This is a genomic window from Halopseudomonas nanhaiensis (assembly GCF_020025155.1).
In the GTDB taxonomy this organism is placed as follows: domain Bacteria; phylum Pseudomonadota; class Gammaproteobacteria; order Pseudomonadales; family Pseudomonadaceae; genus Halopseudomonas; species Halopseudomonas nanhaiensis.
Window position 1 is genome coordinate 1102868 of record NZ_CP073751.1, and the last position, 23197, is coordinate 1126064.

21 protein-coding genes are annotated in these 23197 nt (G+C 62.7%); 19 read left to right on the forward strand and 2 right to left on the reverse strand.

All coding sequences use genetic code 11. The features are described from left to right. Positions 1-190 precede the first annotated feature (190 nt). The 10 genes from KEM63_RS05020 to KEM63_RS05065 all read left to right on the forward strand — a co-directional run bounded on the left by KEM63_RS05020 (position 191) and on the right by KEM63_RS05065 (position 7876). Positions 191-1465, forward strand: coding sequence for an acyl-CoA dehydrogenase family protein (locus KEM63_RS05020; protein ID WP_223655105.1), 1275 nt, complete (start codon positions 191-193; stop codon positions 1463-1465). Between the two features lie 436 nt (positions 1466-1901). After that, entirely contained in the window at positions 1902-2378 is a 477-nt protein-coding gene (gene moaC, locus KEM63_RS05025) for a cyclic pyranopterin monophosphate synthase MoaC (RefSeq protein ID WP_223655106.1), read from the forward strand. Next, positions 2375-2623: a molybdopterin converting factor subunit 1 gene (moaD, locus tag KEM63_RS05030; protein WP_223655107.1), complete on the forward strand. Its 249-nt coding sequence runs from the start codon at positions 2375-2377 to the stop codon at positions 2621-2623. The genes moaC and moaD overlap by 4 nt, the downstream gene beginning before the upstream one ends. A 1-nt stretch (position 2624) precedes the next feature. Further along, positions 2625-3074, forward strand: a complete 450-nt coding sequence (moaE, locus tag KEM63_RS05035; RefSeq protein WP_223655108.1) for a molybdopterin synthase catalytic subunit MoaE — start codon at positions 2625-2627, stop codon at positions 3072-3074. A 92-nt stretch (positions 3075-3166) separates the two neighbouring features. Then, complete coding sequence (moaB, locus tag KEM63_RS05040) at positions 3167-3748, forward strand: molybdenum cofactor biosynthesis protein B (protein ID WP_223655109.1); 582 nt, start codon at positions 3167-3169, stop codon at positions 3746-3748. Continuing rightward, positions 3745-4971, forward strand: coding sequence for a molybdopterin molybdotransferase MoeA (locus tag KEM63_RS05045; RefSeq protein WP_223655110.1), 1227 nt, complete (start codon positions 3745-3747; stop codon positions 4969-4971). Before moaB ends, KEM63_RS05045 begins: the two co-directional genes overlap by 4 nt. A 68-nt stretch (positions 4972-5039) precedes the next feature. After that, complete coding sequence (gene ubiU / locus KEM63_RS05050; protein ID WP_223655111.1) at positions 5040-6035, forward strand: ubiquinone anaerobic biosynthesis protein UbiU; 996 nt, start codon at positions 5040-5042, stop codon at positions 6033-6035. A 9-nt stretch (positions 6036-6044) separates the two neighbouring features. Further along, complete coding sequence (locus KEM63_RS05055) at positions 6045-6935, forward strand: U32 family peptidase (protein WP_223655112.1); 891 nt, start codon at positions 6045-6047, stop codon at positions 6933-6935. Further along, positions 6929-7429 (forward strand): ubiquinone anaerobic biosynthesis accessory factor UbiT, encoded by a 501-nt coding sequence (gene ubiT / locus KEM63_RS05060; RefSeq protein WP_223655113.1) that lies wholly within the window; start codon positions 6929-6931, stop codon positions 7427-7429. Before KEM63_RS05055 ends, ubiT begins: the two co-directional genes overlap by 7 nt. 36 nt (positions 7430-7465) lie before the next feature. Beyond that, positions 7466-7876 carry a putative zinc-binding protein gene (locus KEM63_RS05065; protein WP_223655114.1) on the forward strand — a complete coding sequence of 137 codons (411 nt, stop codon included), beginning with the start codon at positions 7466-7468 and terminating at the stop codon, positions 7874-7876. On the opposite strand, the gene narL is transcribed toward KEM63_RS05065, so the two are convergent. Both narL and KEM63_RS05075 read right to left on the reverse strand, forming a co-directional pair. Further along, positions 7864-8517, reverse strand: a complete 654-nt coding sequence (gene narL / locus KEM63_RS05070; RefSeq protein ID WP_223655115.1) for a two-component system response regulator NarL — start codon at positions 8515-8517, stop codon at positions 7864-7866. The two genes, KEM63_RS05065 and narL, sit on opposite strands and share 13 nt — an antisense overlap. Then, on the reverse strand, positions 8510-10384 hold the full coding sequence (locus KEM63_RS05075) for a histidine kinase (protein WP_423747852.1): 1875 nt from the start codon (positions 10382-10384) through the stop codon (positions 8510-8512). The genes narL and KEM63_RS05075 overlap by 8 nt, the downstream gene beginning before the upstream one ends. A gap of 303 nt (positions 10385-10687) precedes the next feature. Between KEM63_RS05075 and KEM63_RS05080 the strand changes: the two genes are divergently transcribed. The 9 genes from KEM63_RS05080 to moaA all read left to right on the forward strand — a co-directional run bounded on the left by KEM63_RS05080 (position 10688) and on the right by moaA (position 23132). Continuing rightward, a complete protein-coding gene (locus tag KEM63_RS05080; protein ID WP_223655117.1) occupies positions 10688-12289 on the forward strand; it encodes an MFS transporter in 1602 nt (533 codons plus the stop codon). Positions 12290-12299: 10 nt separating this feature from the next. After that, positions 12300-12758 carry a universal stress protein gene (locus tag KEM63_RS05085; RefSeq protein ID WP_223655118.1) on the forward strand — a complete coding sequence of 153 codons (459 nt, stop codon included), beginning with the start codon at positions 12300-12302 and terminating at the stop codon, positions 12756-12758. Positions 12759-12779: 21 nt separating this feature from the next. Next, positions 12780-14267 carry an MFS transporter gene (locus KEM63_RS05090; RefSeq protein ID WP_223655119.1) on the forward strand — a complete coding sequence of 496 codons (1488 nt, stop codon included), beginning with the start codon at positions 12780-12782 and terminating at the stop codon, positions 14265-14267. A gap of 92 nt (positions 14268-14359) precedes the next feature. Further along, a complete protein-coding gene (locus tag KEM63_RS05095; protein ID WP_223655120.1) occupies positions 14360-18139 on the forward strand; it encodes a nitrate reductase subunit alpha in 3780 nt (1259 codons plus the stop codon). A gap of 10 nt (positions 18140-18149) precedes the next feature. Next, positions 18150-19688, forward strand: coding sequence for a nitrate reductase subunit beta (gene narH / locus KEM63_RS05100; RefSeq protein ID WP_223655121.1), 1539 nt, complete (start codon positions 18150-18152; stop codon positions 19686-19688). A 2-nt stretch (positions 19689-19690) separates the two neighbouring features. Continuing rightward, positions 19691-20425, forward strand: a complete 735-nt coding sequence (narJ, locus tag KEM63_RS05105) for a nitrate reductase molybdenum cofactor assembly chaperone (RefSeq protein ID WP_223655122.1) — start codon at positions 19691-19693, stop codon at positions 20423-20425. A 9-nt stretch (positions 20426-20434) separates the two neighbouring features. Then, positions 20435-21271 carry a respiratory nitrate reductase subunit gamma gene (gene narI, locus KEM63_RS05110; protein WP_223655123.1) on the forward strand — a complete coding sequence of 279 codons (837 nt, stop codon included), beginning with the start codon at positions 20435-20437 and terminating at the stop codon, positions 21269-21271. A 32-nt stretch (positions 21272-21303) separates the two neighbouring features. Then, the gene (locus KEM63_RS05115) at positions 21304-22122 is read left to right on the forward strand and encodes a peptidylprolyl isomerase (protein ID WP_223655124.1); all 819 of its coding nucleotides are present in this window, start codon (positions 21304-21306) and stop codon (positions 22120-22122) included. Between the two features lie 14 nt (positions 22123-22136). Continuing rightward, complete coding sequence (gene moaA / locus KEM63_RS05120; RefSeq protein WP_223655125.1) at positions 22137-23132, forward strand: GTP 3',8-cyclase MoaA; 996 nt, start codon at positions 22137-22139, stop codon at positions 23130-23132. Positions 23133-23197 lie beyond the last annotated feature (65 nt).

Below are 23197 nucleotides of genomic sequence, written 5' to 3' on the forward strand. Positions count from 1 at the left end.
GCCGACTATTCAACGAAAATCAATGTGATTGATCCAGATCAAATTCTTAATCCAGTCCATGAATCGGCTCTATTCAGTACGGGCTACAAGCTATTCAGGGCGGTCGACCGAGCATAGTCTCTGATTGCCGCCTGTGTATGTCTGATGGTCACGCTACCCGGCGGTTCCCATTCTGATCGAGGGTCGTGTCATGGATTTCACCTACTCCCCCAGAACCCGGCAGTTGCTCGCCAGCGTGCAGGCATTCACGCAGGACCACATTGTTCCGCGCATCGCGCAATGGCAGCGGGAGGTGGCAGCAGGCGTCTACCCCGTCTCCTTCATGGACGATCTCAAGGCGCTGGCCCGCGAGGAGGGTCTGTGGAATCTGTTTCTTCCCGCATTGCGCGACGACGAGCCCGGCACCCGATTGACCAACCTCGAATACGCGCCCCTGGCCGAGGCGATGGGCCGGGTCAGCTGGGCATCGGAGGTGTTCAACTGCAACGCCCCCGACACCGGCAACATGGAGTTGCTGCACATGTTCGCCACCGCCCCTCAGCGCGAGCGTTGGCTTCAGCCGCTGCTGCACGGCGAGATCCGCTCGGCCTTCGCCATGACCGAACCGGATGTGGCATCGTCAGACGCCTCGAACATTCAGACGCTGATCCGCCGCGAGGGCGACGACTACGTCATCAACGGGCGCAAGTGGTTCATCACCAACGCGTCCCACCCGGACTGTGCGTTGCTCATCGTCATGGGCAAGACCGATTCGGACGCGGACCGGCACCGCCAGCAGAGCATGATCCTCGTACCGATGAATACGCCCGGGCTGGAGGTCGTACGCAACATCCCGGTAATGAACCACATTGCACCGGAAGGGCACAGCGAACTGCTGTTTCGCAATGTACGCGTCCCCGCCAGCAATCTGCTCGGCGCTGAAGGCGACGGCTTCATGATGGCGCAAGCCCGGCTCGGGCCGGGTCGGGTGCATCACTGCATGCGCGCAATCGGCATGGCTGAGTTGGCGCTGGAGTTGATGGTTGATCGTGCGCAGGAGCGGCGCACTTTCGGACGTTACCTGCACCAGCACGGCAGCATTTCCGAGTGGATCGCCCGGTCGCGCATGGAGATCGAGCAGGCCCGCCTGCTGGTCCTGAAGACCGCCTGGATGATCGATGAGGTCGGAGCTCGTGGGGCCCGCCGTGAAATCGCCATGATCAAGGCGGTGGTGCCGCAGATGCTCGGCAACGTTGTCGACCGGGCAATGCAGGTATTCGGCGCAATGGGCCTCACACCCGACACGCCCCTCGCTGACTTGTGGATCGCCGCACGCGCCCTGCGTATCGCCGACGGTCCGGACGAGGTTCATTTGCGCAGCGTTGCACGCATGGAGTTCGATGGTGCGAGCGAGCGGAGGGGGCAGAGCAGTGTTTATCTCACTCCGGCTGACATGTTGCGTACCGGGGAGTCAGTGCTTGTTTGATGTTTGCGCCGGAGAATGCCGGTGCTTCGAAATTGGCGTACACCGCCCTCGCAGGTGGCAGGGTTCCGCAAGACGCCGTGAACCCATCCATGGGGGCTTCATTGCCGCATCCATGCGGCAGAGACTTGCTCCACCCTACCGCATGCGAGGACTCGATTACGCCGGAGTTGCTTGGACTTTTCTCAAGAGCGGCTCGGAGTTTTAGCCTGAGCGAAGTGGTACGGCTAAGCCGACCGTCGATCGCATGGATGCGATCGCCGAGTTACATGGACGTTGCTGCGTGTCGGCGTGCGGTGCCGCTTCGTTCAGGCTTGGCACACAATTTAATCAAAACACTTATGAGGTTGTGTAACGAAGCAAGGTCTCCCGCCAGAGGTACTGCCCGACGACTACGCTTGCGGTAGAGTAACGCCACGCAAATCGTTCAGGACACCTCATGCTTACTCATCTCGATGCCCAGGGGCAGGCGAATATGGTCGATGTGACCGACAAGGCCGTGTCATCGCGCGAAGCGGTGGCGGAAAGCCTGGTGCGCATGCGGCCGGAAACACTCGACCTGATCCAAAGCGGCGGCCATCCCAAGGGCGATGTTTTCGCCGTGGCGCGCATTGCTGGCATCCAGGCGGCCAAGCGCACCTGGGAACTGATTCCGTTGTGTCATCCGCTGATGTTGACCTCGGTAAAAGTCGAGCTGACGGCCGAGCACCCTGACGCCGTACGCATTCGCGCGCGCTGCAAACTGGCCGGCCAGACCGGTGTGGAAATGGAAGCGCTGACCGCCGCGAGCGTGGCCGCGCTCACGCTCTACGATATGTGCAAGGCCGTGGACAAGGGCATGGTCATCGAGGCCACGCGTCTGCTCGAAAAAACCGGTGGCAAGAGCGGGCACTACCGCGTGGAGGACCAGCCATGATCATGCTTCAGTACTTTGCCCGCTACCGCGAAACCCTCGGCACCGGCCAGGAACAGCTCCCCTGGAGTGATTCATTGAGTACCGTGAGGGAGGTACGTGATCAGCTCGCCGCGCGGGGCGATGCCTGGGCCGTTCTGAACGAATCACGGCTGATGTGCGCGCGGAATCAGGAAATGTGTGCGCTGGACGAGCCGGTGCGGGACGGCGACGAAATCGCCTTTTTTCCGCCAGTCACGGGAGGCTGACATGACCATTCGCGTCCAGACTGAAGCGTTCGATGCGGGGCAGATGCTCAACGCACTGCATGCCGAACACCTTGGTGTGGGCGCGGTGGTTGGCTTCGTCGGCTACGTGCGGGACTTCAATGACGGCCAGGACGTCGCCGGCATGTTGCTCGAGCACTATCCGGGCATGACCGAAAAGTCCCTGCAGACGATTGTCGATGAAGCCAGGGAGCGCTGGCCGCTGATCAGTGCGGATGTGCTGCATCGGGTCGGCAAACTCGAGCCCGGCGAGCCGATCGTTTTCGTTGGTGTCTGTTCAGCGCATCGGCAAGCCGCCTTCGAGGCGTGTCACTTCATCATCGATTACTTGAAAACGCGCGCGCCATTCTGGAAGCAGGAAGAGACCCCGGACGGACCGCGCTGGGTCGATGCCCGCGACGCCGATTCCAGCGCCGCCGAGCGGTGGCGCTAGTCCCTCCGATGTCCCGGGTCCTTACCTCCTAGGAGTAATAGGCCGGACCGGGCTCCGGCGGCAAGCTTTAGAAAATGCCGCAGGAGCTCATCATGGCCCATTCGTTCGATCCCCGCTTTGTCCCGCTTTCCATCGCCGTGCTCACTGTCAGCGACACGCGCACCTTCGATACCGATACCTCGGGCCAGACCCTGGTGGACGCCTTGCAGCATGCCGGGCATCAGCTGGCCGATCGTCGTCTGGTGATCGATGATGTCTACCATCTGCGCGCGGTCGTTTCGCAGTGGATCGTCGATCCGCAGGTGCAGGTCATCCTGCTCACTGGCGGCACCGGTTTCACCGTGCGGGACAATACCCCGCAGGCCATTGCGCCCTTGTTTGATCGGACCATGGACGGATTCGGCGAGTTGTTTCGTAGCCTCTCCCTGGCTGATATCGGCACCTCGACAATCCAGTCCCGCGCGCTCGCCGGCTTCGCCAACGGCACGCTGATCTGCTGTCTGCCTGGCTCACCCGGCGCCTGCCGGTTGGCCTGGGACCAGATTCTGCTTGAGCAGCTTGATAGCCGTACGCGGCCGTGCAATGCGGTGCCCCACCTGAAGAAGCGGCCTCGGGAACCTGGCGCCGCAACCGGGTGCGGTGGCGATCAGTGTGCGTGCGGGAGTCGCGGATGAAAGGCTGCGACTGCCCCGATGAACCGCTGATGCGGATCGAGGATGCGCTCGAGCAGATGCTCGCGAGGTTGCCGCCGCTGCCCTCATCGGAAACAGTGCAGCTAGCCGGCGCTGCCGGCCGGGTGCTCGCGGACACCTTGTACTCGCCCGTCGACGTTCCCGCCTGGGACAACAGCGCAATGGATGGCTATGCGTTGAGGGCCGCTGACTGGCGGGCTGGGATACCTCTTCCGCTGGCCGGCCGGGTGGCGGCGGGCGAAGTGGCGGGCGCCTTGCCGCCGGAGCATGCCGTGCGAATATTTACTGGTGCGCCGCTACCGGCTGGCGCCGATACTGTGATCGCACAGGAAGACTGCAGGGTTACCGATGGACAGCTGTGGGTCGAGTCGGTCGGAACAGGCAGTCACGTTCGCCGCCGTGGCGAGGAGATGCGGGAAGGGGACCTGTTGCTGTGCGCGGGCACTCGTTTGCGGCCGGTGGACATAGGCTTGCTAGCCAGTCGCGGTATCGCCTGCGTGCCGGTGTACAAGCGTTTGCGGGTTGCGCTGGTGAGCAGTGGCGATGAGCTGCGCGAGCCGGGTGAAACGCTTGGGCCGGGCCAGATTCACAACGCCAACCAGCCGCTGCTGCAAGCACTACTGACCGGATGGGGCTGCGCGATCGTCAGCGCCGAGAAGCTGCCGGATCAGGCTGAAACAACGCGCATCCGCCTGGCCGAGCTCGCTGGTCAGGCGGATCTCGTGATCACCTCCGGCGGGGTGTCGGTCGGCGAGGAGGATCACATCAAGCATGCCGTGCGCGAACTCGGCCGGCTGCATTTATGGCGCCTGGCAATCCAGCCCGGCAAGCCTCTGGCGTTCGGGGAGGTTGGCGGCACACCGTGGATCGGCTTGCCGGGCAACCCGGTGGCCGCCCTGATCACCGCGTTGATGGTAGCCAGGCCATGGGTATGGGCGGCGATGGGGCGCACGCAGAAAATGCCGCAGCCGATCGTATTGCCTGCCGGCTTCGACTGGCACCGACCGCGTCCACGGCGACAATTCCTGCGTGCAAGTCTGACGGGCGGAGCCGAGGGTAGCGTCGTAATGCTGCACGCTCAGCAGGGGTCGGCCATGCTCGCGGCGGCAAGCTGGGCTGATGGTCTGGTGGATATCGACCCGCACGGGACGTTCGATGCTGGCGCGCCGGTACGCTTCTGGCCGCTGTCCGATTTGATGCATTGATCGATATCAAGGCGCCAGCTCAGCGATTGCCGCACAGTGCTTGAGTGCATTGCTAGTAAGGAGCGCTCATGCAACTGGTCTGTCCGGCAGGTAGCCTGCCTGCGTTGAAAGCGGCGGTGGCGCAGGGCGCCGATGCCGTCTACACGGGGTTTCGTGATGACACCAACGCCCGGCACTTCGCCGGCCTCAACTTTACCGACACGCAGCTGCACAGCGGACTCGAACTGATCCGACAGCGCGGCAGGCAGCTGTACATCGCGGTGAATACCTACGCCTTGCCAGACGGCTGGTCGCGCTGGCAGCGCGCGGTCGATCAGGCGGCCGATCTTGGTGTCGATGCGCTGATCGCCGCGGATCCCGGGGTGCTCGCCTATGCCAGCCGCCGCCATCCCGATCTCGCACTGCATCTCTCGGTGCAGGGGTCGGCGACCAATGCGGCGGCGCTTGGCTTCTATCACGAGCGGTACGGCATCCGCCGTGCCGTCCTGCCACGCGTGCTGTCGCTCAACCAGGTGCGTCAGGTGGCGCAGGGCAGCCCTGTGCCGGTTGAGGTATTCGCCTTCGGCAGTCTGTGCATCATGGCCGAAGGGCGTTGCCATCTTTCCTCCTATGTGACGGGCGAATCACCGAATCTGTGCGGCGTCTGCTCGCCGGCCAGCGCCGTGCGCTGGGCGCAGGAGCCGGAAGCGCTCAGCGTGCGCCTCAACGAGGTGTTGATCGACCGCTACGTTGAAGGCGAGTCGGCCGGATATCCGACCCTCTGCAAGGGTCGCTTCATGGTCAACGGCAAGCGTTTCCACGCGCTGGAGGAGCCGACCAGCCTCAATACCCTGGACCTGATTCCGCAACTGGCCGAGATCGGCGTAGCCGCCGTGAAGATCGAGGGTCGCCAGCGCAGCCCGGCCTATGTGGAACGAGTAACAGGCGTCTGGCGGCAGGCGCTGGATCGGTTCGCTCGCCAACCCGAGGGCTTTGCCATCGATCCGGCCTGGAACCGGGTCCTCGCCGGCCTTTCCGAAGGCAGTCAGACCACCCTCGGTGCCTACCATCGGGCCTGGCAATAGGAGCTCAGCATGCAGCTTACTCTTGGTCCGATCCTGTTCTTCTGGTCCCGGCCTCAAATCCTGCAGTTTTACGCTGACATGGCGGAGCAACCGCTGGACCGCGTCTATCTGGGCGAGACCGTGTGTTCCAAGCGGCGGGCGCTGTCGCTGGCGGACTGGCTCGATCTCGGACGGGATCTGCACAACGCCAGTGGTGCGCAGATCGTATTGTCGGGCCTGGCGCTCATCGAAGCCCAGTCCGAGCTGTCCAGCCTGCGCCGCTTGTGCGACAACGGTGAATTTCTGGTCGAGGCGAACGACATGGCTGCGGTCCAGTATCTGCGCCAGAAGAACCTGCCCTTCGTTGGTGGCCCTTCGCTGAATGTCTACAACGCCCATGCCGTCGACGAACTTGCCCGTTGCGGCATGCAGCGCTGGACGCCCCCGGTGGAATGTTCCGAGGCGCTGATTCGAAATGTCATCGTTCAGGCGCGGCAAAGCGGGCTGAGTCTGCCGGAAATCGAAATATTCGCCTGGGGCTATCTGCCTCTGGCCTATTCGGCTCGCTGCTTCACTGCGCGTGCGGAGAACAGGCCGAAGGATGACTGCCAGTTCATCTGCCAGCACTATCCGGAAGGGTTGCCGCTGACCAGTCAGGAGGGACAGCCGCTCTTCACGATCAATGGCATCCAGACCATGTCCGGAGGGGTGACCAACCTCTCGGCCGAGTATCCCCGACTGCACGCAATGGGCGTCACTGCGCTGCGCCTGAGCCCGCGTCTGAACGGTATGGGCCTGATCGTCGATCAGTTCGACCGCCTGCGCCGAGGTGAACCGCCGCCGCTCGCGGTGGATGGTTGCAACGGCTATTGGCATGGCCGCCCGGGCATGATGCGAGTCGAGGAGGTGGGCCTGTGCTGACACCCGCGAAACTGGCGCTGCGCATGGCCGAGCCTGTCCTGCCGCTGGGCCGCCATGTACCGTTCAGCCTGCAAAAGATGGTGCTGGAACGCGCGGTGGCGAAGATCTTCGCCCAGCCGCTGGCGGACGGTCAGTTCGATGTGCTCTATGGCCGCTGGTTGCGTCTCGAAGTGGAGGAACTCGAGCTGGCCTGGAACCTTACCCGCGATGGTAGCGGCCTGAGGCTCGCTGAAACGGCACCGGCGGATGTGATTATTCGCGGACGCTGGCGAGACTTCCTGCTGATGGTCAGCCGGCAGGAGGATCCTGACACCCTGTTTTTCCGCCGGCGACTGGTGATAGAGGGCGATACCGAGCTTGGCCTGGCCGTGAAAAACCTCATCGACAGCCTCGATCCCGAGCTTTTACCGCCCCGCCTGTGGCAGGCCGTTCGCTGGCTGGGGGCGGCTGCGGCAGATCCGGATGGCTTGATGAGCGTCAAGGCGACCGGCTGAATCGCTGCTGATACTGGGGCCTGTCAAGGAGGCCCCATGAACAACCACTCGCAACCACTCGTCTATGCCTGCTCAGGCTGTTCAAATGTCGCGCAGCTGGCCAACACCATCGCCATTCGGCTGGACCGGGCAGGGGTAGCGGAAATGTCCTGTATCGCCGGCGTCGGCGGCGGGGTTCCGGCGCTGCTGCGCATCGCCCGGTCCGGCCGCCGTATCATCGCCATCGACGGCTGCAAGTTGCATTGCGCGCTGGCCTGCCTGAATCAGGCCGGCGTCAGCCCGGACGAGCATGTGACCCTGAGTGACCACGGCGTACGCAAGCGTTTCGGTGAGGACTGCTCGGCGCAACAGGCTGACGAGCTGTACGCCGGCCTGGTGAAGCTGGTCGAAAAGGACGCCGCCCAGCCGCAGCAGGCAGGCGCCGGATCATCGGATCAGAGCAGCTGATTTTCGACTACCCAGACCGCTGCCTCGGTTCGCGAACGCATGCCAAGCTTGTTCAGAAGCCGCTTTACGTGAACTTTCACGGTGCCTTCGGTGATGTCCAGCTTGCGCGCGATCATCTTGTTGCTCTGACCCTTCGCGATCCACCGCAGCACATCCTTTTCGCGCTTGGTCAGGCTCGATGCCTGCACCTGGGTCGAGGTTTTAGGTCGCTCACGGATCGCCTCGGCCAGCACCATGGTCAGCTCCGGACTCAACGCCAGCTTGCCTTGCGCGGCCTGCCGGATCTGCGCGACCAGATGTTCGGCATCCATGTCCTTGAGCAGGTAACCGTCCGCGCCGTTGCGCAGGGCTTCGAGCACGTGACTCTGGTCGTCCGAAACGGTGAACATGATGATGCGCGCGTCGACTTCGTCGTCGCGCAACCGCTTGAGGGTTTCCAGCCCGTCCATGCCCGGCATGTTCAGGTCGAGCAGGATCAGGTCGGGCTCCAGCTCACTTGCCAGTCGGATCGCGTCCGGTCCGCTACCTGCTTCGCCCACCGGCTCCAGGTCTGGCTCGAGTTCGAGCAGATCGCGCAAACCGCGTCGCATCATCGGATGGTCGTCGACCAGAAGGATGCGGGTGATGTCCAGCTCAGTCATGGCTGACGTTCTCCTGTGTCAGTGGAATGTGCCGGTAGGCCGGCGGAAAGCGCAGGTAGACCAGCGTGCCGCCGCCCGCCCGCGGTCCGATCCGGATCGTGCCGTTGAGGCTGTTGGCGCGCTCACGCAGAATGGTCAGGCCATAATGTCCGGCAGGACTCTCGACGGTGTCGATACCCAGGCCGTCGTCTTCGATCCTGACGTGAATGGTGCCCTGCGCATCCTGGTCGAAACTCAGCCAGCAGTGGCAGGCCCGTGCATGCTTGACGACGTTGCTCAGTGCCTCACGGACGATCTGCAGGCAATGTACTTCCTCGTTGGGCTTGAGCGGAGCATGTTCGAGCTGATAGTCAAAATGAATCTCCAGTCCGGAATGCTGGCTGAACTCGTCGACCGTCGCCATCAGCGCAGGGTGCAGGCCGGGTTGATCGACCTTGATCCGGAAGGTGGTAAGCAATTCGCGCAACTGCCGGTAGGCCGCATTGAGACCGTGATCGACCTGGCCCAGTGTCTGCATCAGCTCGTCGGTGTTCTTGCCCTGGCTGACCTGCCGCTTGAGTCGTGCCAGCTGCAGCTTCTGGGCTGAGAGCGCCTGGGCCAGCGAGTCGTGCAGTTCCCGTGCAATGACCGCGCGTTCTTCCATCAATGCGAAACGCGCCTGCTGCTGACCCATCTGGGCCAGACTGAGCGAGGCGGCGAACAGGTCGGCGAGGGTTTCCAGCAACTGGCTCTGCCAGGGTTCAAGCGGCGCCTGCAGCGGTTGCTCGATTCGCAGGTTGCCGAGTTCAGCATCGCCCGCCGTCAGATCGAAGCTGATCAGCCGATTGCCGCTGGGCAGCAGCGAGCCTTCACTATTGACCGGACAATCGCCGCAGTTGGGCAACTTGCAGTACTCCGGGGGAGACAATCCGAGCGAGGTCATCGAGGTATGGCTGCCGACGCCGGCGCTGCGGTTCAGGCACAGCGAAATGGGGCCGACGTCCAGGATGCGCTGGACTTCACCGAGCATCTGCCCCATGAGCACCTCAGGTTCATCCGCCTGGCTGTAGAGCAGGCGCGCGGTGTCGAACAACAGCTGCAGTGACTCGTTACTACGTCGCAGTCGGGCGGTCTTGGTGGCGACCTTCTGTTCCATCTGCCCGTAGAGTTCGGCTAGCTCGGCGTTCATCTGATTGAGAGTCCGCGCCAGCAGGCTCAGCTCGGTATCGCCCGGAATCTCCACCGAACCCGCGAAATTGCCGCGACCGATCTGCCGTGCCAGCTGCGTCAGGCTGCGCAGCGGCGTGGCCAGATTGTTATGCAGTCCGTAGATGAGGATGAACGCGATCACCACGATGACGAACAAGGTGCCGACCTGCAGTGCGCGCACCACTTCCAGCTTGCTCTCCGAAGACCGTTGTAGCCAATGCACGAGGTTATCCAGCTCCTCGACGAACGCCGGCGCCTCGGCACGGTAGCGAGCCAGGTCGGCCGGCTCGTTCAATAGCGGCCGCAGGGACTGGCTCCAGCGTCTGACGATCTGCTCGTGGATCGCTTCCAGCTCGCCATGGCGGTCGAGCACCGTCTCCAGTGTCCGCGAGTTCAGCGTGGCCTCCAGCCGGTCGAGCTGGCGTTCGGTTACCTCGCGCGGCTCGTATTCCGCGCTGGTTGCCAGCCGCCAGGTGAGCATGCGCAAACTGCCCGCCTGGTTGATCGCCTCGGCGTCACCCTCCAGCGCATCGGCCATGTACAGATTGCCGAGCATGCTGAGCAGCGTGACGCTGATGATCACCACGAACGCGACCAGCGTGTTGAAGACGATCGAGTGCCGCGGGACCAATTGGCCCGACTCGTTGTTCGCTGTTGATGCTCGCGCCTGTTTGTTCATCTCCGCATTGTGCCCGCTTTCGCCGGTGCATCCCACGTCCGTATCAGGGTACCCCCTAAAGCCCGGAAATATATCCCGATACGTGCGGCATGCTCGAATAAGTCGGTCAAGTGTCTGAAGCATAAGGATTTTAGAAGCGATTTTCTGAGTATTCAAAAAGAGGTATTGGGTGCATTTGATGTCAATCGGCCCCGGTTCCACGTTGATCTGGATCAAATAAGCTCCGCGTCGTGCTCGATAGCGTGCAGTCATCTCCCGGTGCCTTCGCTATCCGGGATTGTGCTTGCAGAGGACGGACGCGCCATGACCAATATCAACAAGTGGGATGTAGAAGACCCGATCTTCTGGGATGCCATCGGCAAGAAGATCGCCAACCGCAACCTGTGGATTTCCATCCCAAGCCTGGCGATGGGCTTTGCCATCTGGTTGATGTGGGGCATCGTCACGGTGCAGATGATCAACCTCGGCTTTCCATTCGCTCCGGCCGAGCTGTTCACGCTGACCGCCATCGCCGGCCTGACCGGCGCCACGCTGCGGATTCCTGCGTCTTTCATGATTCGCATTGCCGGCGGCCGCAACACGATCTTTCTCACTACCGCGTTGCTCATGATTCCGGCTGCCGGGGCCGGCCTCGCCCTGCAGAGTCAGGAGACTCCGCTGTGGGTTTTCCAATTGCTGGCGTTTCTCTCCGGCATTGGTGGCGGCAACTTCGCCTGCTCGATGAGCAATATCTCCAGCTTCTTTCCCAAGCATCAGCAGGGATTGGCACTGGGGCTCAACGCCGGGCTGGGCAACTTCGGCGTAACCACCATGCAGATTCTGATACCGCTGGTGATGACCGCCGGAGTATTCGGTGCCTTCGCCGGTGGCTCGATGGTGCTGGCGCAGGATAGCGGCACGCTGATCGGTCGGATCGCCGCCGGCACCGAGACCTGGGTGCAGAACGCCGGCTGGGTGTGGCTGGTGTTCCTGGTCCCGCTTACCGTGATCGGATGGCGTGGTCTGAACAATCTGCTGGCCATCACGCCGAATCCGGGTCACTCGCTGGGTGCCTTCGGCAAGGTGCTGGGCCTGTACGGAGTCGGCTTCCTCGCCGCGGGCGTGACTCTTTATCTGTATCTGCCCCGGCCGATGGGCCTCGGCGTCATCAACATGTGGGTCGCCATGGTTCTGGCCATGGGCACCACGCTCGGTCTGCTGCGCGCGCTGCCGGGCAGCATCAAGCCGCACATCAAGCGCCAGTTCAGCATATTCGGCGACAAGCACACCTGGTCGATGAGCGTGCTGTACATGCTCACCTTCGGCTCCTTCATCGGTTTTTCCATGGCACTGCCGCTGTCGATCTCGGTGATCTTCGGTTTCACCAGCGAAGTGGGCGCCAATGGCGACGTGGTACGCGTGGCCAATCCCAACGGCCCCAGCGCGCTGACCTACGCCTGGATCGGCCCCTTCATCGGCGCGCTGATCCGTCCGCTGGGCGGCTGGATCTCTGACAAGGTCGGCGGTTCGATCGTCACCCAGATCATCTCCGTGGTCATGGTCGTCGCTTCGGTGGCTGCCGGCTACGTCATGCAGCTGGCTTACAACTCCAGCCAGCCGGAGCAGTACTTCTTCCTGTTCCTGGTGCTGTTTCTGGTGCTGTTCGCCGCCAGTGGCATCGGCAACGGATCCACCTTCCGCACCATCGGCGTGATCTATGACCGCGAGAAAGCCGGCCCGGTGCTCGGCTGGACCTCGGCAGTCGCTGCCTTCGGCTCGTTCGTTGCGCCCATCGTGATTGGTGAGCAGGTCAAGGCCGGGACACCGGAGGCGGCCATGTACGGTTTCGCGGTGTTCTACGCGCTGTGTCTGGTCCTGAACTGGTGGTTTTATCTGCGCCGCGGCGCCTACGTGAAGAACCCCTGAGGAGCGCGCCATGAAAATCATGATCGCCTATGACAACTCGCGCAACGCGCGGACCGCGCTGCAGAAAACCGTCGACATGTTTCGCCCGCTCAATCCGTTGATCGTGCTGGTCGGCGTGGTGGAAGGCTCGCTGGATACCAGCAGTGCCAGCCCTGCGCTGCATGAACGGCAGAAGAGCGAGTTCCAGCAGTTCCTGCGCGAAGCGGCCGCTCTGGTCGGGGAGCAGGGCCTGGATGCGGAAGTCATCGTCGCTGAAGGTGATGCTCGCAAGATGATTCTCAAGGCAGCTGAGCACAAGAAACCGGACCTGCTGGTGATCGCCCGCCACAGTCACGAGCCCGATGGCGGCTTCATATCCCGCTCGCTGAATCTGCTGGTCGACGAACTCGATTACATGACCTTCGGCAGCGTCAGTGCATTCCTGGCGCGTCGGGCCCCGTGCCCGGTGCTGATCCAGGCCTGCCCATAACCGGAACAAGGAGCATCGATCATGAAAGTTTCGGAAGTGTTTCAGTGGAAAAGACCGGAGATCAGGGCACTGCACCTGACCTGGCTGGCGTTCTACATCAGCTTTTTCGTCTGGTTCGGCATGGCGCCGCTGGCCTCGAGCATGCTCAAGAGCCTGAACTGGCTGACACCGGATGACATCAAGCTGTTTGCCATCGCCAACGTGGCGCTGACCATCCCGGCGCGGATCGTCGTCGGCATGGCACTCGACCGTTTCGGTCCGCGCCGGGTGTTCTCGGTGTTGCTGGTGGTCATGGCGCTGCCGGCGCTGTTCTTCGCCTTCGGCGATACCCGGGTGCAGCTGCTGGTCTCACGTTTGGTATTGAGCTCGGTAGGCGCAAGCTTCGTCGTCGGCATTCACATGACTGCGATGTGGTTCAAGCCCAGGGACATCGGCTTTGCCGAAGGCTTCTACGCTGGCTGGGGCAACTTCGGTTCGGCCGCCGCGGCGATGACCCTGCCGGCGATTGCCATCCATGCCTTCGGCGGCGACGACGGCTGGCGCTGGGCTATCGCTGCGTCGGCCATCATCATGGCGGCCTACGGGGTGTTCTACTGGTTCGCCCTGACTGACGGCCCGGCCGGCAGCGTGCAGCACAAGCCGAACAAGGCGGCGGCGCTGGAAGTCAGCACCTGGGCCGATATGGTCAAGCTGATTGCCTGGACCATTCCCATGATCGGCGTGCTGGCAATTCTGGTCTGGCGGGTGCAGAACATGGGTTACCTGTCCGAGACCGGCGCAGTGATCTGCTATGCAGCGATTGCAGCAGTCGTGGTCTACCAGATCGTGCAGATTCTGCGCGTCAATGTGCCGATCCTGAAAAAGGGCGTGCCGGACGACGACAAGTACCCCTTCAATAGCGTGGCGGCGCTGAACACTACCTACTTCGCCAACTTCGGTGCGGAGCTGGCTGTGGTGTCCATGCTGCCGATGTTCTTCGAGATGACCTGGGGTCTGACCGCCACCAGCGCCGGCCTGATCGCCGCGTCCTTCGCCTTCGTCAATCTGGTGGCGCGCCCCATGGGCGGACTGGTTTCCGATCGGCTCGGCAATCGCCGCTTCGTCATGCTGGCCTACATGCTCGGGATCGCGGTCGGCTTCTTCTTCATGGGCCTGATGAACGAGAAGTGGCCGCTGATCATCGCTGTGGCGATCACCGTGGCCTGCTCGATGTTCGTGCAGGGCGCCGAGGGCGCAACCTTCGGCATCATTCCGTCGATCAAGCGCCGGGTCACCGGTCAGATCTCGGGCATGGCCGGCGCCTACGGCAATGTCGGTGCGGTCTGCTACCTCACCCTCTACACCTTCGTTACCCCCAGCCAGTTCTTCATGGTGATCGCCGCCGGCGCCTTCATCAGCTTCGCCCTGTGCCTGCTCTGGCTGAAGGAACCCGAGGGCGCGTTTTCCGAGGAGTACTACGTGTCTTCCGTCGACCGCGAGCTGGAGGCGCAGCAACGCACCGCCGCCTGACCCTTAACCGAATCCCGGCGCCGGACTGCGGCGCCACCCGAACCGACGTGTAGCCGGTCTGGCACAGACCAGATCGAATGAGGAGAAACACCATGAGCCATCTGCTCGATCAAATGCGCTTCTTCAACCGCAAGCAGGACGAGTTTGCCGACGGACACGGCGAGACTCGCATCGAATCGCGTGACTGGGAGAACGTCTACCGCAACCGCTGGCAGTACGACAAGATCGTCCGTTCCACCCACGGCGTGAACTGCACCGGCTCCTGCTCGTGGAAGATCTACGTGAAGAACGGCCTGATCACCTGGGAAACCCAGCAGACCGACTATCCGCGCACCCGCCCGGACCTGCCCAACCACGAGCCGCGCGGCTGCCCGCGTGGGGCGAGCTATAGCTGGTACATCTACAGTGCCAACCGTCTGAAGTATCCCAAGGTGCGCAAGCCGCTGCTGAAGCTGTGGCGTGAGGCCCGTGCGATCCATGCCAACCCGGTCGAGGCCTGGGCCAGCATCGTCGAGGACCAGGCCAAGGCGACCTCCTACAAGAGTAAGCGCGGCCTGGGCGGTTTCATCCGCTCGAGCTGGGACGAAGTGACCGAGATCATCGCCGCTGCCAACGTCTACACCATCAAGCAGTACGGCCCGGACCGCGTTGTCGGCTTTTCGCCGATCCCGGCCATGTCGATGGTCAGTTATGCCGCCGGCAGCCGTTACCTCTCGCTGATCGGTGGCGTATGCCTGAGCTTCTATGACTGGTACTGCGACCTGCCGCCGGCATCGCCGCAGGTGTGGGGCGAGCAGACCGACGTGCCGGAATCGGCTGACTGGTACAACTCCAACTACATCATCGCCTGGGGCTCCAACGTTCCGCAGACCCGTACGCCTGACGCGCACTTCTTTACCGAGGTCCGCTACAAGGGCACCAAGACCGTTTCCATCACGCCGGACTACTCGGAAGTCGCCAAGCTCACCGACCTCTGGCTGAACCCCAAGCAGGGCACCGATGCGGCGCTGGCGCAGGCGTTCAATCACGTGATCTTCAAGGAATTTCACCTTGAGAAGCCGAGCGCCTACTTCACCGATTATGTGCGTCGCTATACCGACCTGCCGATGCTGGTACTCCTTGAAGAGACCGACAAGGGCTACAAGCCGACACGCTTCGTGCGTGCCTCGGATCTCGCCGGCGATCTGGGCCAGGAAAACAATCCCGAATGGAAAACCGTCGCCATCGATTCACTCACCGATCAGCTGGTCTCGCCGCTGGGTTCGATCGGCTATCGCTGGGGCGAGAGCGGCAAGTGGAACATCGAAGCGCGCGAGGGCGGTGAAGGCCGCGACGTCGAACTGCGCCTGACGCAGATTGCCGAGAACGAAGCAGTGGATGTGGCCTTCCCGTACTTCGGCGGCCAGCTGCATGATCACTTCCAGCATGTCGAAGGCGAGGCGATTCAGTACCGCCGGGTGCCGAGCCGCGCGCTGGCCCTGGGCGACGGACGTATCGCCCGCGTAGCCACCGTGTTCGACATTCAGGCCGCGGGCCTGGGTATCGACCGCGGCCTGGGTGGCGAGCATGTTGCCACCAGCTACGACGATGCCAGCGTGCCCGGTACACCGGCGTGGCAGGAAGCGATCACCGGCGTGTCACGCGAGAAGGTCATCCAGGTGGCTCGGGAGTTCGCTGACAACGCCGACAAGACCAGGGGCCGGTCGATGATCATCGTCGGGGCGGCGATGAACCACTGGTATCACATGGACATGAACTACCGCGGCCTGATCAACATGCTGATGTTGTGTGGTTGCGTAGGCCAGACCGGTGGTGGCTGGGCGCATTACGTTGGTCAGGAGAAACTGCGCCCGCAGTGCGGCTGGCTGCCGCTGGCGTTCGGTCTGGACTGGAGTCGCCCATCCCGGCAGATGAACGGAACCAGCTTCTTCTACAACCACAGCTCGCAGTGGCGGCATGAAAAGATGAGCATGCACGAGATCCTCTCACCGCTCGCCGACAAGTCGCAATTTCCCGAGCACATGCTCGACTACAACATCCGCGCCGAGCGCGGTGGCTGGCTTCCCAGCGCACCGCAGCTCAACCGCAATCCGCTGCAGATCACCCGCGATGCTGCAGCAGCCGGCATGTCGCCGGTCGACTATGTGACCCAGTCGCTGGCCGACGGCACCTTGAAGTTCGCCTGCGAACAGCCAGACAACCCGGCCAACTTTCCGCGCAACATGTTCATCTGGCGCTCGAACCTGCTTGGCAGCTCCGGCAAGGGCCACGAGTACATGCTCAAGTACCTGCTGGGCACGCCAAAACATGGCGTGATGAACGAGGATCTGGGCAAGCGTGGCGGCGTCAAGCCGAGCGAGGCCGAGTGGGTCGATGAAGGCGCGATCGGCAAGATCGACCTGGTTACCACGCTGGATTTTCGCATGTCCTCGACCTGCGTTTACTCGGACATCGTTCTGCCGACCGCGACCTGGTACGAGAAGGACGACATGAACACGTCCGACATGCACCCGTTCATTCACCCGCTGTCGGCAGCCATCGATCCGGCCTGGGAAGCGCGCAGCGACTGGGACATCTACAAGTCGATCGCCAGAAAGTTCTCGGAAGTCGCGCAGGGCCAGCTGGGTGTCGAACAGGACCTGGTGACCATGCCGCTGCTGCACGACAGCCCTGGCGAACTGGCCCAGCCATTCGGTGGCACCGACTGGAAAACCGCAGGCGAAGCACCGCAGCCCGGCAAGAACTGCCCGAACATGGTGGTGGTCGAGCGCGACTACCCGAACGTGTACAGGAAGTTCACCTCGCTAGGCCCGCTGCTGGACAAGCTGGGCAACGGCGGTAAAGGCATCATCTGGAACACCGAGCACGAGGTCGAGTTCCTCGGCAAGCTCAACCATGAAGTGCTGGAGGAGGGCGTGAGCCTCGGACGGCCGCGTATCGAGTCGGCGATTGACGCGGCCGAGGTGATCCTCTCGCTGGCACCTGAGACCAACGGCCACGTGGCGGTCAAGGCCTGGGCTGCACTGTCGAAGTTCACCGGTCGCGACCACAGCCACCTGGCAGTGGGCAAGGAGCACGAGTCGATCCGCTTCCGCGACATCCAGGCCCAGCCGCGCAAGATCATCTCGAGTCCGACCTGGTCGGGTCTGGAAGACGAGCACGTCAGCTACAACGCCGGCTACACCAACGTTCACGAGCTGATTCCGTGGCGCACCGTCACCGGCCGCCAGCAGTTCTTCCAGGACCACCCGTGGATGCAGGCCTTCGGTGAGCAGCTGATGAGCTACCGGCCGCCGATCAACACCCGCACCATCGATTATGTCAAGGGCAAGAAGCCCAATGGCCATACCGAGATCGTGCTGAACTGGATCACCCCGCACCAGAAGTGGGGCATCCACAGCACCTACTCGGACAACCTGATCATGCTCACGCTGAGCCGCGGTGGCCCGATCATCTGGCTGTCGGAAATCGACGCGCAGAAGGCCGGCATCGAGGACAACGACTGGGTCGAGTGCTTCAACGCCAACGGCGCGCTGGTCGCCCGGGCGGTGGTCAGCCAGCGGGTCAAGGAAGGCATGGTGATGATGTACCACGCTCAGGAACGCATCGTGAACATGCCGGGTGCCGAAACCACCAAAACCCGCGGTGGCCACCACAACTCGGTAACCCGCGTGGTGCTCAAGCCGACCCACATGATTGGCGGATACGCCCAGCAGAGCTGGGGCTTCAACTACTACGGCACGGTCGGTTGCAACCGCGACGAATTCGTCGTGGTGCGCAAGATGGACAGGATCGACTGGCTGGATGGTACAGAACACGGCGGTCTGGGTGGCGATGCGTTGCCCCAGCCACTGCCACAGGATATCGAGTGAGGAAACAGCCATGAAAATTCGTTCACAAGTGGGCATGGTACTGAATCTGGACAAGTGCATTGGCTGCCATACCTGTTCGGTCACCTGCAAGAACGTCTGGACCAGCCGCGAAGGCATGGAATACGCCTGGTTCAACAACGTCGAGACCAAGCCCGGCATCGGCTACCCGAAGGACTGGGAAAACCAGACCAAGTGGAAGGGCGGCTGGGTACGCAACAAGGATGGCTCGATCAACCCGCGCATCGGCGGCAAGTTCCGCGTGCTGGCGAACATCTTCGCCAACCCGGACATGCCGACCATCGACGACTACTACGAGCCGTTCGACTTCGATTACCAGAACCTGCACACCTCACCGGAGGTGGCGCATCAACCAACCGCGCGGCCGCGCTCGGCGATTTCCGGCAAGCGCATGGAGAAGATCGAGTGGGGCCCGAACTGGGAAGAGATCCTCGGTACCGAATTCGCCAAGCGGCGCAAGGACAAGAACTTCGATCAGGTGCAGGCGGACATCTACGGGGAGTACGAAAACACCTTCATGATGTATCTGCCGCGGCTCTGCGAGCACTGCCTGAATCCGACCTGTGCGGCGGCCTGTCCGAGCGGTGCGATCTACAAGCGTGAGGAAGACGGCATCGTCCTGATCGACCAGGAGAAGTGCCGCGGCTGGCGCATGTGCATCAGCGGCTGCCCGTACAAGAAAATCTACTTCAACTGGAAGAGCGGCAAGTCCGAGAAGTGCATCTTCTGTTATCCGCGCATCGAAGCGGGCATGCCGACGGTGTGTTCGGAAACCTGCGTAGGTCGCATCCGTTACCTCGGGGTGCTTCTGTATGACGCCGACCGCATCCACGAGGTAGCGAGCCTGCCCAGTGAGCAGGATCTCTACGAAGGCCAGCTGAGCCTGTTCCTCGATCCGAATGATCCTGAGGTGATCCGCCAGGCACTGGAAGATGGCGTGCCGATGTCGGTGATCGAGGCGGCGCAGCAGTCGCCCGTCTACAAGCTGGCGGTGGACTGGAAGCTGGCGCTGCCGCTCCATCCGGAATATCGCACGCTGCCGATGGTGTGGTATGTGCCGCCGCTGTCGCCGATTCAGAACGCCGCCGAAGCGGGGAAGGTCGCCATGAACGGCATCCTGCCTGACGTGGACAGCCTGCGCATTCCACTGCGTTACCTGGCCAACCTGCTCACCGCAGGCGACGAGGAGCCGGTCAAGCTGGCCCTCAAGCGCCTGCTGGCGATGCGGGTTTACAAGCGCTCGCAGCAGGTCGACGGGGTGGAAAACCTCAAGGTCCTGGAAGACGTGGGTCTGACCCGTGCGCTGGCCGAGGACATGTATCGCTACCTGGCGATCGCCAACTACGAAGACCGTTTCGTGATCCCGACCGCACACCGCGAAGAAGCCATGAGCGAAGTGTTCGCCGAGCGTAACGGTTGCGGTTTCAGCTTCGGCAGCGGCTGCTCGGGCAGCTCCGACACCAACATGTTTGGCGCGAAGAAGGCCAATCGCCGCGACGTGCTGCAAACCGTACAACTGTGGGAGGACTGATCATGCAGATTCTCAAGGTGATTTCACTGTTACTCGATTATCCGACCGCCGAACTCCTCGCCGCTGAGGATGAGCTACGCGCAGCCATCGCCGCGGCGCGCGAGATCAGTCCCGAGCAACGCCAGGCGCTGACCGGCCTGCTCGACCAGCTGGCCGGGTCGGATGTGCTCGATGTGCAGGAGCACTACACCGAGCTGTTCGAGCGCGGCCGCTACCTGTCGCTGCTGCTGTTCGAGCATGTGCATGGCGAGTCGCGCGATCGCGGCCAGGCCATGGTCGATCTGATGGCGCAGTACGACGCCGCCGGATTCGCCATCGGCGTCCGCGAGCTGCCCGATTACATTCCGCTGTATCTGGAGTATCTGGCTACCCGCGAATCGATCGAGGCGCGCGAAGGTCTGGCCGATGTCGCCCATCTGCTCGCTCTGCTGGCCTCGCGTCTGACCGAGCGCTCATCCGACTACGCCGCCTGCTTCACCGCTCTGCTGCAGATAGCCGGTTGCGAGCCGTCCCGTGTCATGGAAGACGTGCGTGCGCAGATTGCCGCGGAACAGCCGGACAACAGCCTGGAAGCGCTGGACAAGGAATGGGAGGAAGAGCAGGTGACCTTCCTCAACGGCGACAGCACTGCCGCCTGTGGTACCCGTCCGGCGAACGTCCGGGCCCGTGAGGACGTCGCGGTGCCGGTTCACTGGGTTGATTTCAACGACAATGCCCAGCCAGCGCGCCGGGCATAGGAGACCATCATGTCCAATATCAATCTCATGCTGTTCGGGGTGTATCCCTACATGGCGCTGGCCGTGCTGATCATCGGCAGCTGGGCGCGCTTCGATCTCTCGCAGTACACCTGGAAGGCCGGCTCCAGCCAGCTGATGGCCAACCGCAATATGCGTCTGGCCAGCAACCTGTTTCATGTGGGCATCATCGCTGTCCTGGCCGGCCATTTTGTCGGGCTGCTGACGCCGTCAGCGGTCTATCACCGCTGGCTCAGCTACGAGCACAAGCAGCTAATGGCGATGCTGGTCGGTGGCTTCTTTGGTCTGCTGTGCCTGGTCGGGCTGTCGATGCTGATCTGGAGACGGATGACCGACCCGCGTGTGCGTGCGCAGTCCAGCACCTCCGACATCGTGATTCTGTGGGTGCTGCTGGTGCAGTTGCTGCTGGGGTTGTTCACTATCTATGTCTCCACCGCGCACATGGACGGCTCGCAGATGGTACTGCTGGCCAACTGGGCGCAGCAGATAGTGACTTTCCAGCCCGTGCTGGCCGCAGCGAGCATCGAGCCGGTGGGTCTGGCCTACAAACTGCACGTGTTTCTCGGGATCACCCTGTTCGTGTTGTTCCCCTTCACCCGTCTGGTTCACGTAGTCAGTGCGCCGGTGTGGTATCTGGGGCGCCGCTATCAGATCGTCCGACTCAAGAGCGGCGTGCGCACCAAAGCGCGCTCCGCGACCAGCAGCAGAGCCGCGTATCAGCCATCCCGTCCTTCCGCTCCAGTCAGGCCGGCTCCGGCAGTCGGTCCTGGTGCAGCGGTCGGCGGCATGGGCACACAGCCGGTTACCGAGGCTCCGCGTCAGGATTGATCCTGGCGCGCCATCCTAGCGAGGACATGAACATGAACAGTGCAGCCATCATCGCTACCAGCGAAAAGCCCGAGTGGCCGCGGGTGCGCATCAACGGGGTCGATCTCGACCCGCGCGACATCGCCCATGAAATGCAGTATCACCCCGCGGACAGCCGCGATGACGCCGTGTACCTCGCCGCGCAGGCACTGGTGATTCGCGAGTTGCTCGAGCAGCGCGCAGCGGAGTTGAATATAGAGGCCCGTCCTGGATCGGACGAAAGCGATGAGGAGGCGTTGATCCGCACGCTGATCGAGACCGAAGTGAAACTGCCTGCGGCTGACGATGCGAGCCTGCGACAGGTGTACGAAGCCAATCCGGAGCGGTTCACCAGCGCCCCGCTGGTCGCCCTGCGGCATATCCTGTTTGCCGCCGCGCCGGATGACGTGGTTGCTCGCAGCCACCTGCGCGAACAGGCGTTGGCCGTCATAGACGAGCTCAGGCGCTGGCCTGATCGCTTCGCCGAACTGGCCCGCAGGCACTCGGCCTGTCCGTCGAAGGAGCAGGGCGGGGAGTTGGGGCAGATCAGTGTAGGGCAGACGGTACCGGAGTTCGAACGGCAGCTGATGCGTCTACCTGAAGGCCTTGCCGGGCAACCGCTTGAATCGCGTTACGGCTTTCATGTAGTCCACGTCGACATGCGCATCGAAGGGCGCAGGCTGCCCTTCGAGATGGTGCGCGAGGCGATTGCCGCGGATTTGTCCGACCGGGTGTGGAACAAGGCCGTGGTACAGTATCTCGAAACCCTCATTGGTGAAGCAGACATAGACGGTATCGTCCTGCGCGGAGCGACTTCTCCGCTGATGCAATAACGGGAGCACAGGCCATGGCCGAGACACAACTGCTGGACGGACTGGGCCGGCGCGTCGATTACCTGCGCATGTCGGTGACCGATCGCTGCGACTTTCGCTGTGTGTATTGCATGGCCGAGGAAATGACCTTTTTGCCGCGGCAGCAGATTCTCGGCCTCGAGGAAATTGCCCGCCTGGCAAAACTGTTCGTCGAGCAGGGCGTGAAGAAGATCCGCCTCACCGGCGGTGAGCCGCTGGTACGCCGCGGCATCGTCGGCCTGTGCCAGGATATCGCCGCATTGCCGGGCCTCAGGGAACTGGTCATGACCACCAACGGCTCGCAACTGGTCAAGCTGGCACAACCACTGGCCGATGCCGGCGTCAAGCGGCTCAACATCAGCCTGGATAGTCTGAACCCGGTCAAATTCCGCGCGATTACCCGCACCGGGGATCTGCATCAGGTTCTGGACGGCATCGAGGCCGCCCGCCGCGCTGGCTTCGCTTCGGTCAAACTGAATGTCGTGGTCATGAAGGGGCGTAACGCCGATGAAGTGCCCGATCTGGTCGACTACGCGGTTCAGCGCGGACTGGACATCAGCTTCATTGAAGAAATGCCCCTCGGCCATGTCGGCCGGTCCCGCGGAGAAGCGTTCTGCTCCAGCGATGAGGTGCGTACGCTGATCGGCCAGCGCTACAACCTGATCGACAGCACAGAGAATACGGGCGGCCCGGCGCGTTACGCGCGGATCGAAGGCCATCCGGACAGCCGCGTAGGCTTCATTTCTCCGCATTCACACAATTTCTGCTCGACCTGCAACCGCGTGCGCATGACCGCCGAAGGGCGTCTGCTGCTGTGCCTGGGGCACGAGAACTCCATCGACATGCGCGCGCTGGTACGCCGCCATCCCACCACTGACGAGCCACTGCTCAAGGCACTCCACGGTGCTCTGCAACGCAAGCCCGCACGCCATGAGTTTGCCTCCAACGGCGACGTGCAGGTGCTGCGGTTCATGAACGCCAGCGGCGGCTGAGCGGCGTTTGCATGGTGCTCGCACCGTGCGAGCGAACTTCCGAACCTCATGTTCCTCCAACCTGT

Excerpts from the sequence above, each read along its gene's own strand:
- KEM63_RS05065 (WP_223655114.1), top strand. The coding sequence starts at position 7,466 with ATGAACAACCACTCGCAACCACTCGTCTATGCCTGCTCAGGCTGTTCA.
- KEM63_RS05020 (WP_223655105.1), top strand. The coding sequence starts at position 191 with ATGGATTTCACCTACTCCCCCAGAACCCGGCAGTTGCTCGCCAGCGTG.
- KEM63_RS05085 (WP_223655118.1), top strand. The coding sequence starts at position 12,300 with ATGAAAATCATGATCGCCTATGACAACTCGCGCAACGCGCGGACCGCG.
- moaC (WP_223655106.1), top strand. The coding sequence starts at position 1,902 with ATGCTTACTCATCTCGATGCCCAGGGGCAGGCGAATATGGTCGATGTG.
- ubiU (WP_223655111.1), top strand. The coding sequence starts at position 5,040 with ATGCAACTGGTCTGTCCGGCAGGTAGCCTGCCTGCGTTGAAAGCGGCG.
- KEM63_RS05045 (WP_223655110.1), top strand. The coding sequence starts at position 3,745 with ATGAAAGGCTGCGACTGCCCCGATGAACCGCTGATGCGGATCGAGGAT.
- moaB (WP_223655109.1), top strand. The coding sequence starts at position 3,167 with ATGGCCCATTCGTTCGATCCCCGCTTTGTCCCGCTTTCCATCGCCGTG.
- KEM63_RS05080 (WP_223655117.1), top strand. The coding sequence starts at position 10,688 with ATGACCAATATCAACAAGTGGGATGTAGAAGACCCGATCTTCTGGGAT.
- KEM63_RS05075 (WP_423747852.1), bottom strand. The coding sequence starts at position 10,384 with ATGAACAAACAGGCGCGAGCATCAACAGCGAACAACGAGTCGGGCCAA.
- KEM63_RS05115 (WP_223655124.1), top strand. The coding sequence starts at position 21,304 with ATGAACAGTGCAGCCATCATCGCTACCAGCGAAAAGCCCGAGTGGCCG.
- narI (WP_223655123.1), top strand. The coding sequence starts at position 20,435 with ATGTCCAATATCAATCTCATGCTGTTCGGGGTGTATCCCTACATGGCG.
- moaD (WP_223655107.1), top strand. The coding sequence starts at position 2,375 with ATGATCATGCTTCAGTACTTTGCCCGCTACCGCGAAACCCTCGGCACC.
- KEM63_RS05095 (WP_223655120.1), top strand. The coding sequence starts at position 14,360 with ATGAGCCATCTGCTCGATCAAATGCGCTTCTTCAACCGCAAGCAGGAC.
- KEM63_RS05055 (WP_223655112.1), top strand. The coding sequence starts at position 6,045 with ATGCAGCTTACTCTTGGTCCGATCCTGTTCTTCTGGTCCCGGCCTCAA.
- moaE (WP_223655108.1), top strand. The coding sequence starts at position 2,625 with ATGACCATTCGCGTCCAGACTGAAGCGTTCGATGCGGGGCAGATGCTC.
- narL (WP_223655115.1), bottom strand. The coding sequence starts at position 8,517 with ATGACTGAGCTGGACATCACCCGCATCCTTCTGGTCGACGACCATCCG.
- narH (WP_223655121.1), top strand. The coding sequence starts at position 18,150 with ATGAAAATTCGTTCACAAGTGGGCATGGTACTGAATCTGGACAAGTGC.
- KEM63_RS05090 (WP_223655119.1), top strand. The coding sequence starts at position 12,780 with ATGAAAGTTTCGGAAGTGTTTCAGTGGAAAAGACCGGAGATCAGGGCA.
- narJ (WP_223655122.1), top strand. The coding sequence starts at position 19,691 with ATGCAGATTCTCAAGGTGATTTCACTGTTACTCGATTATCCGACCGCC.
- moaA (WP_223655125.1), top strand. The coding sequence starts at position 22,137 with ATGGCCGAGACACAACTGCTGGACGGACTGGGCCGGCGCGTCGATTAC.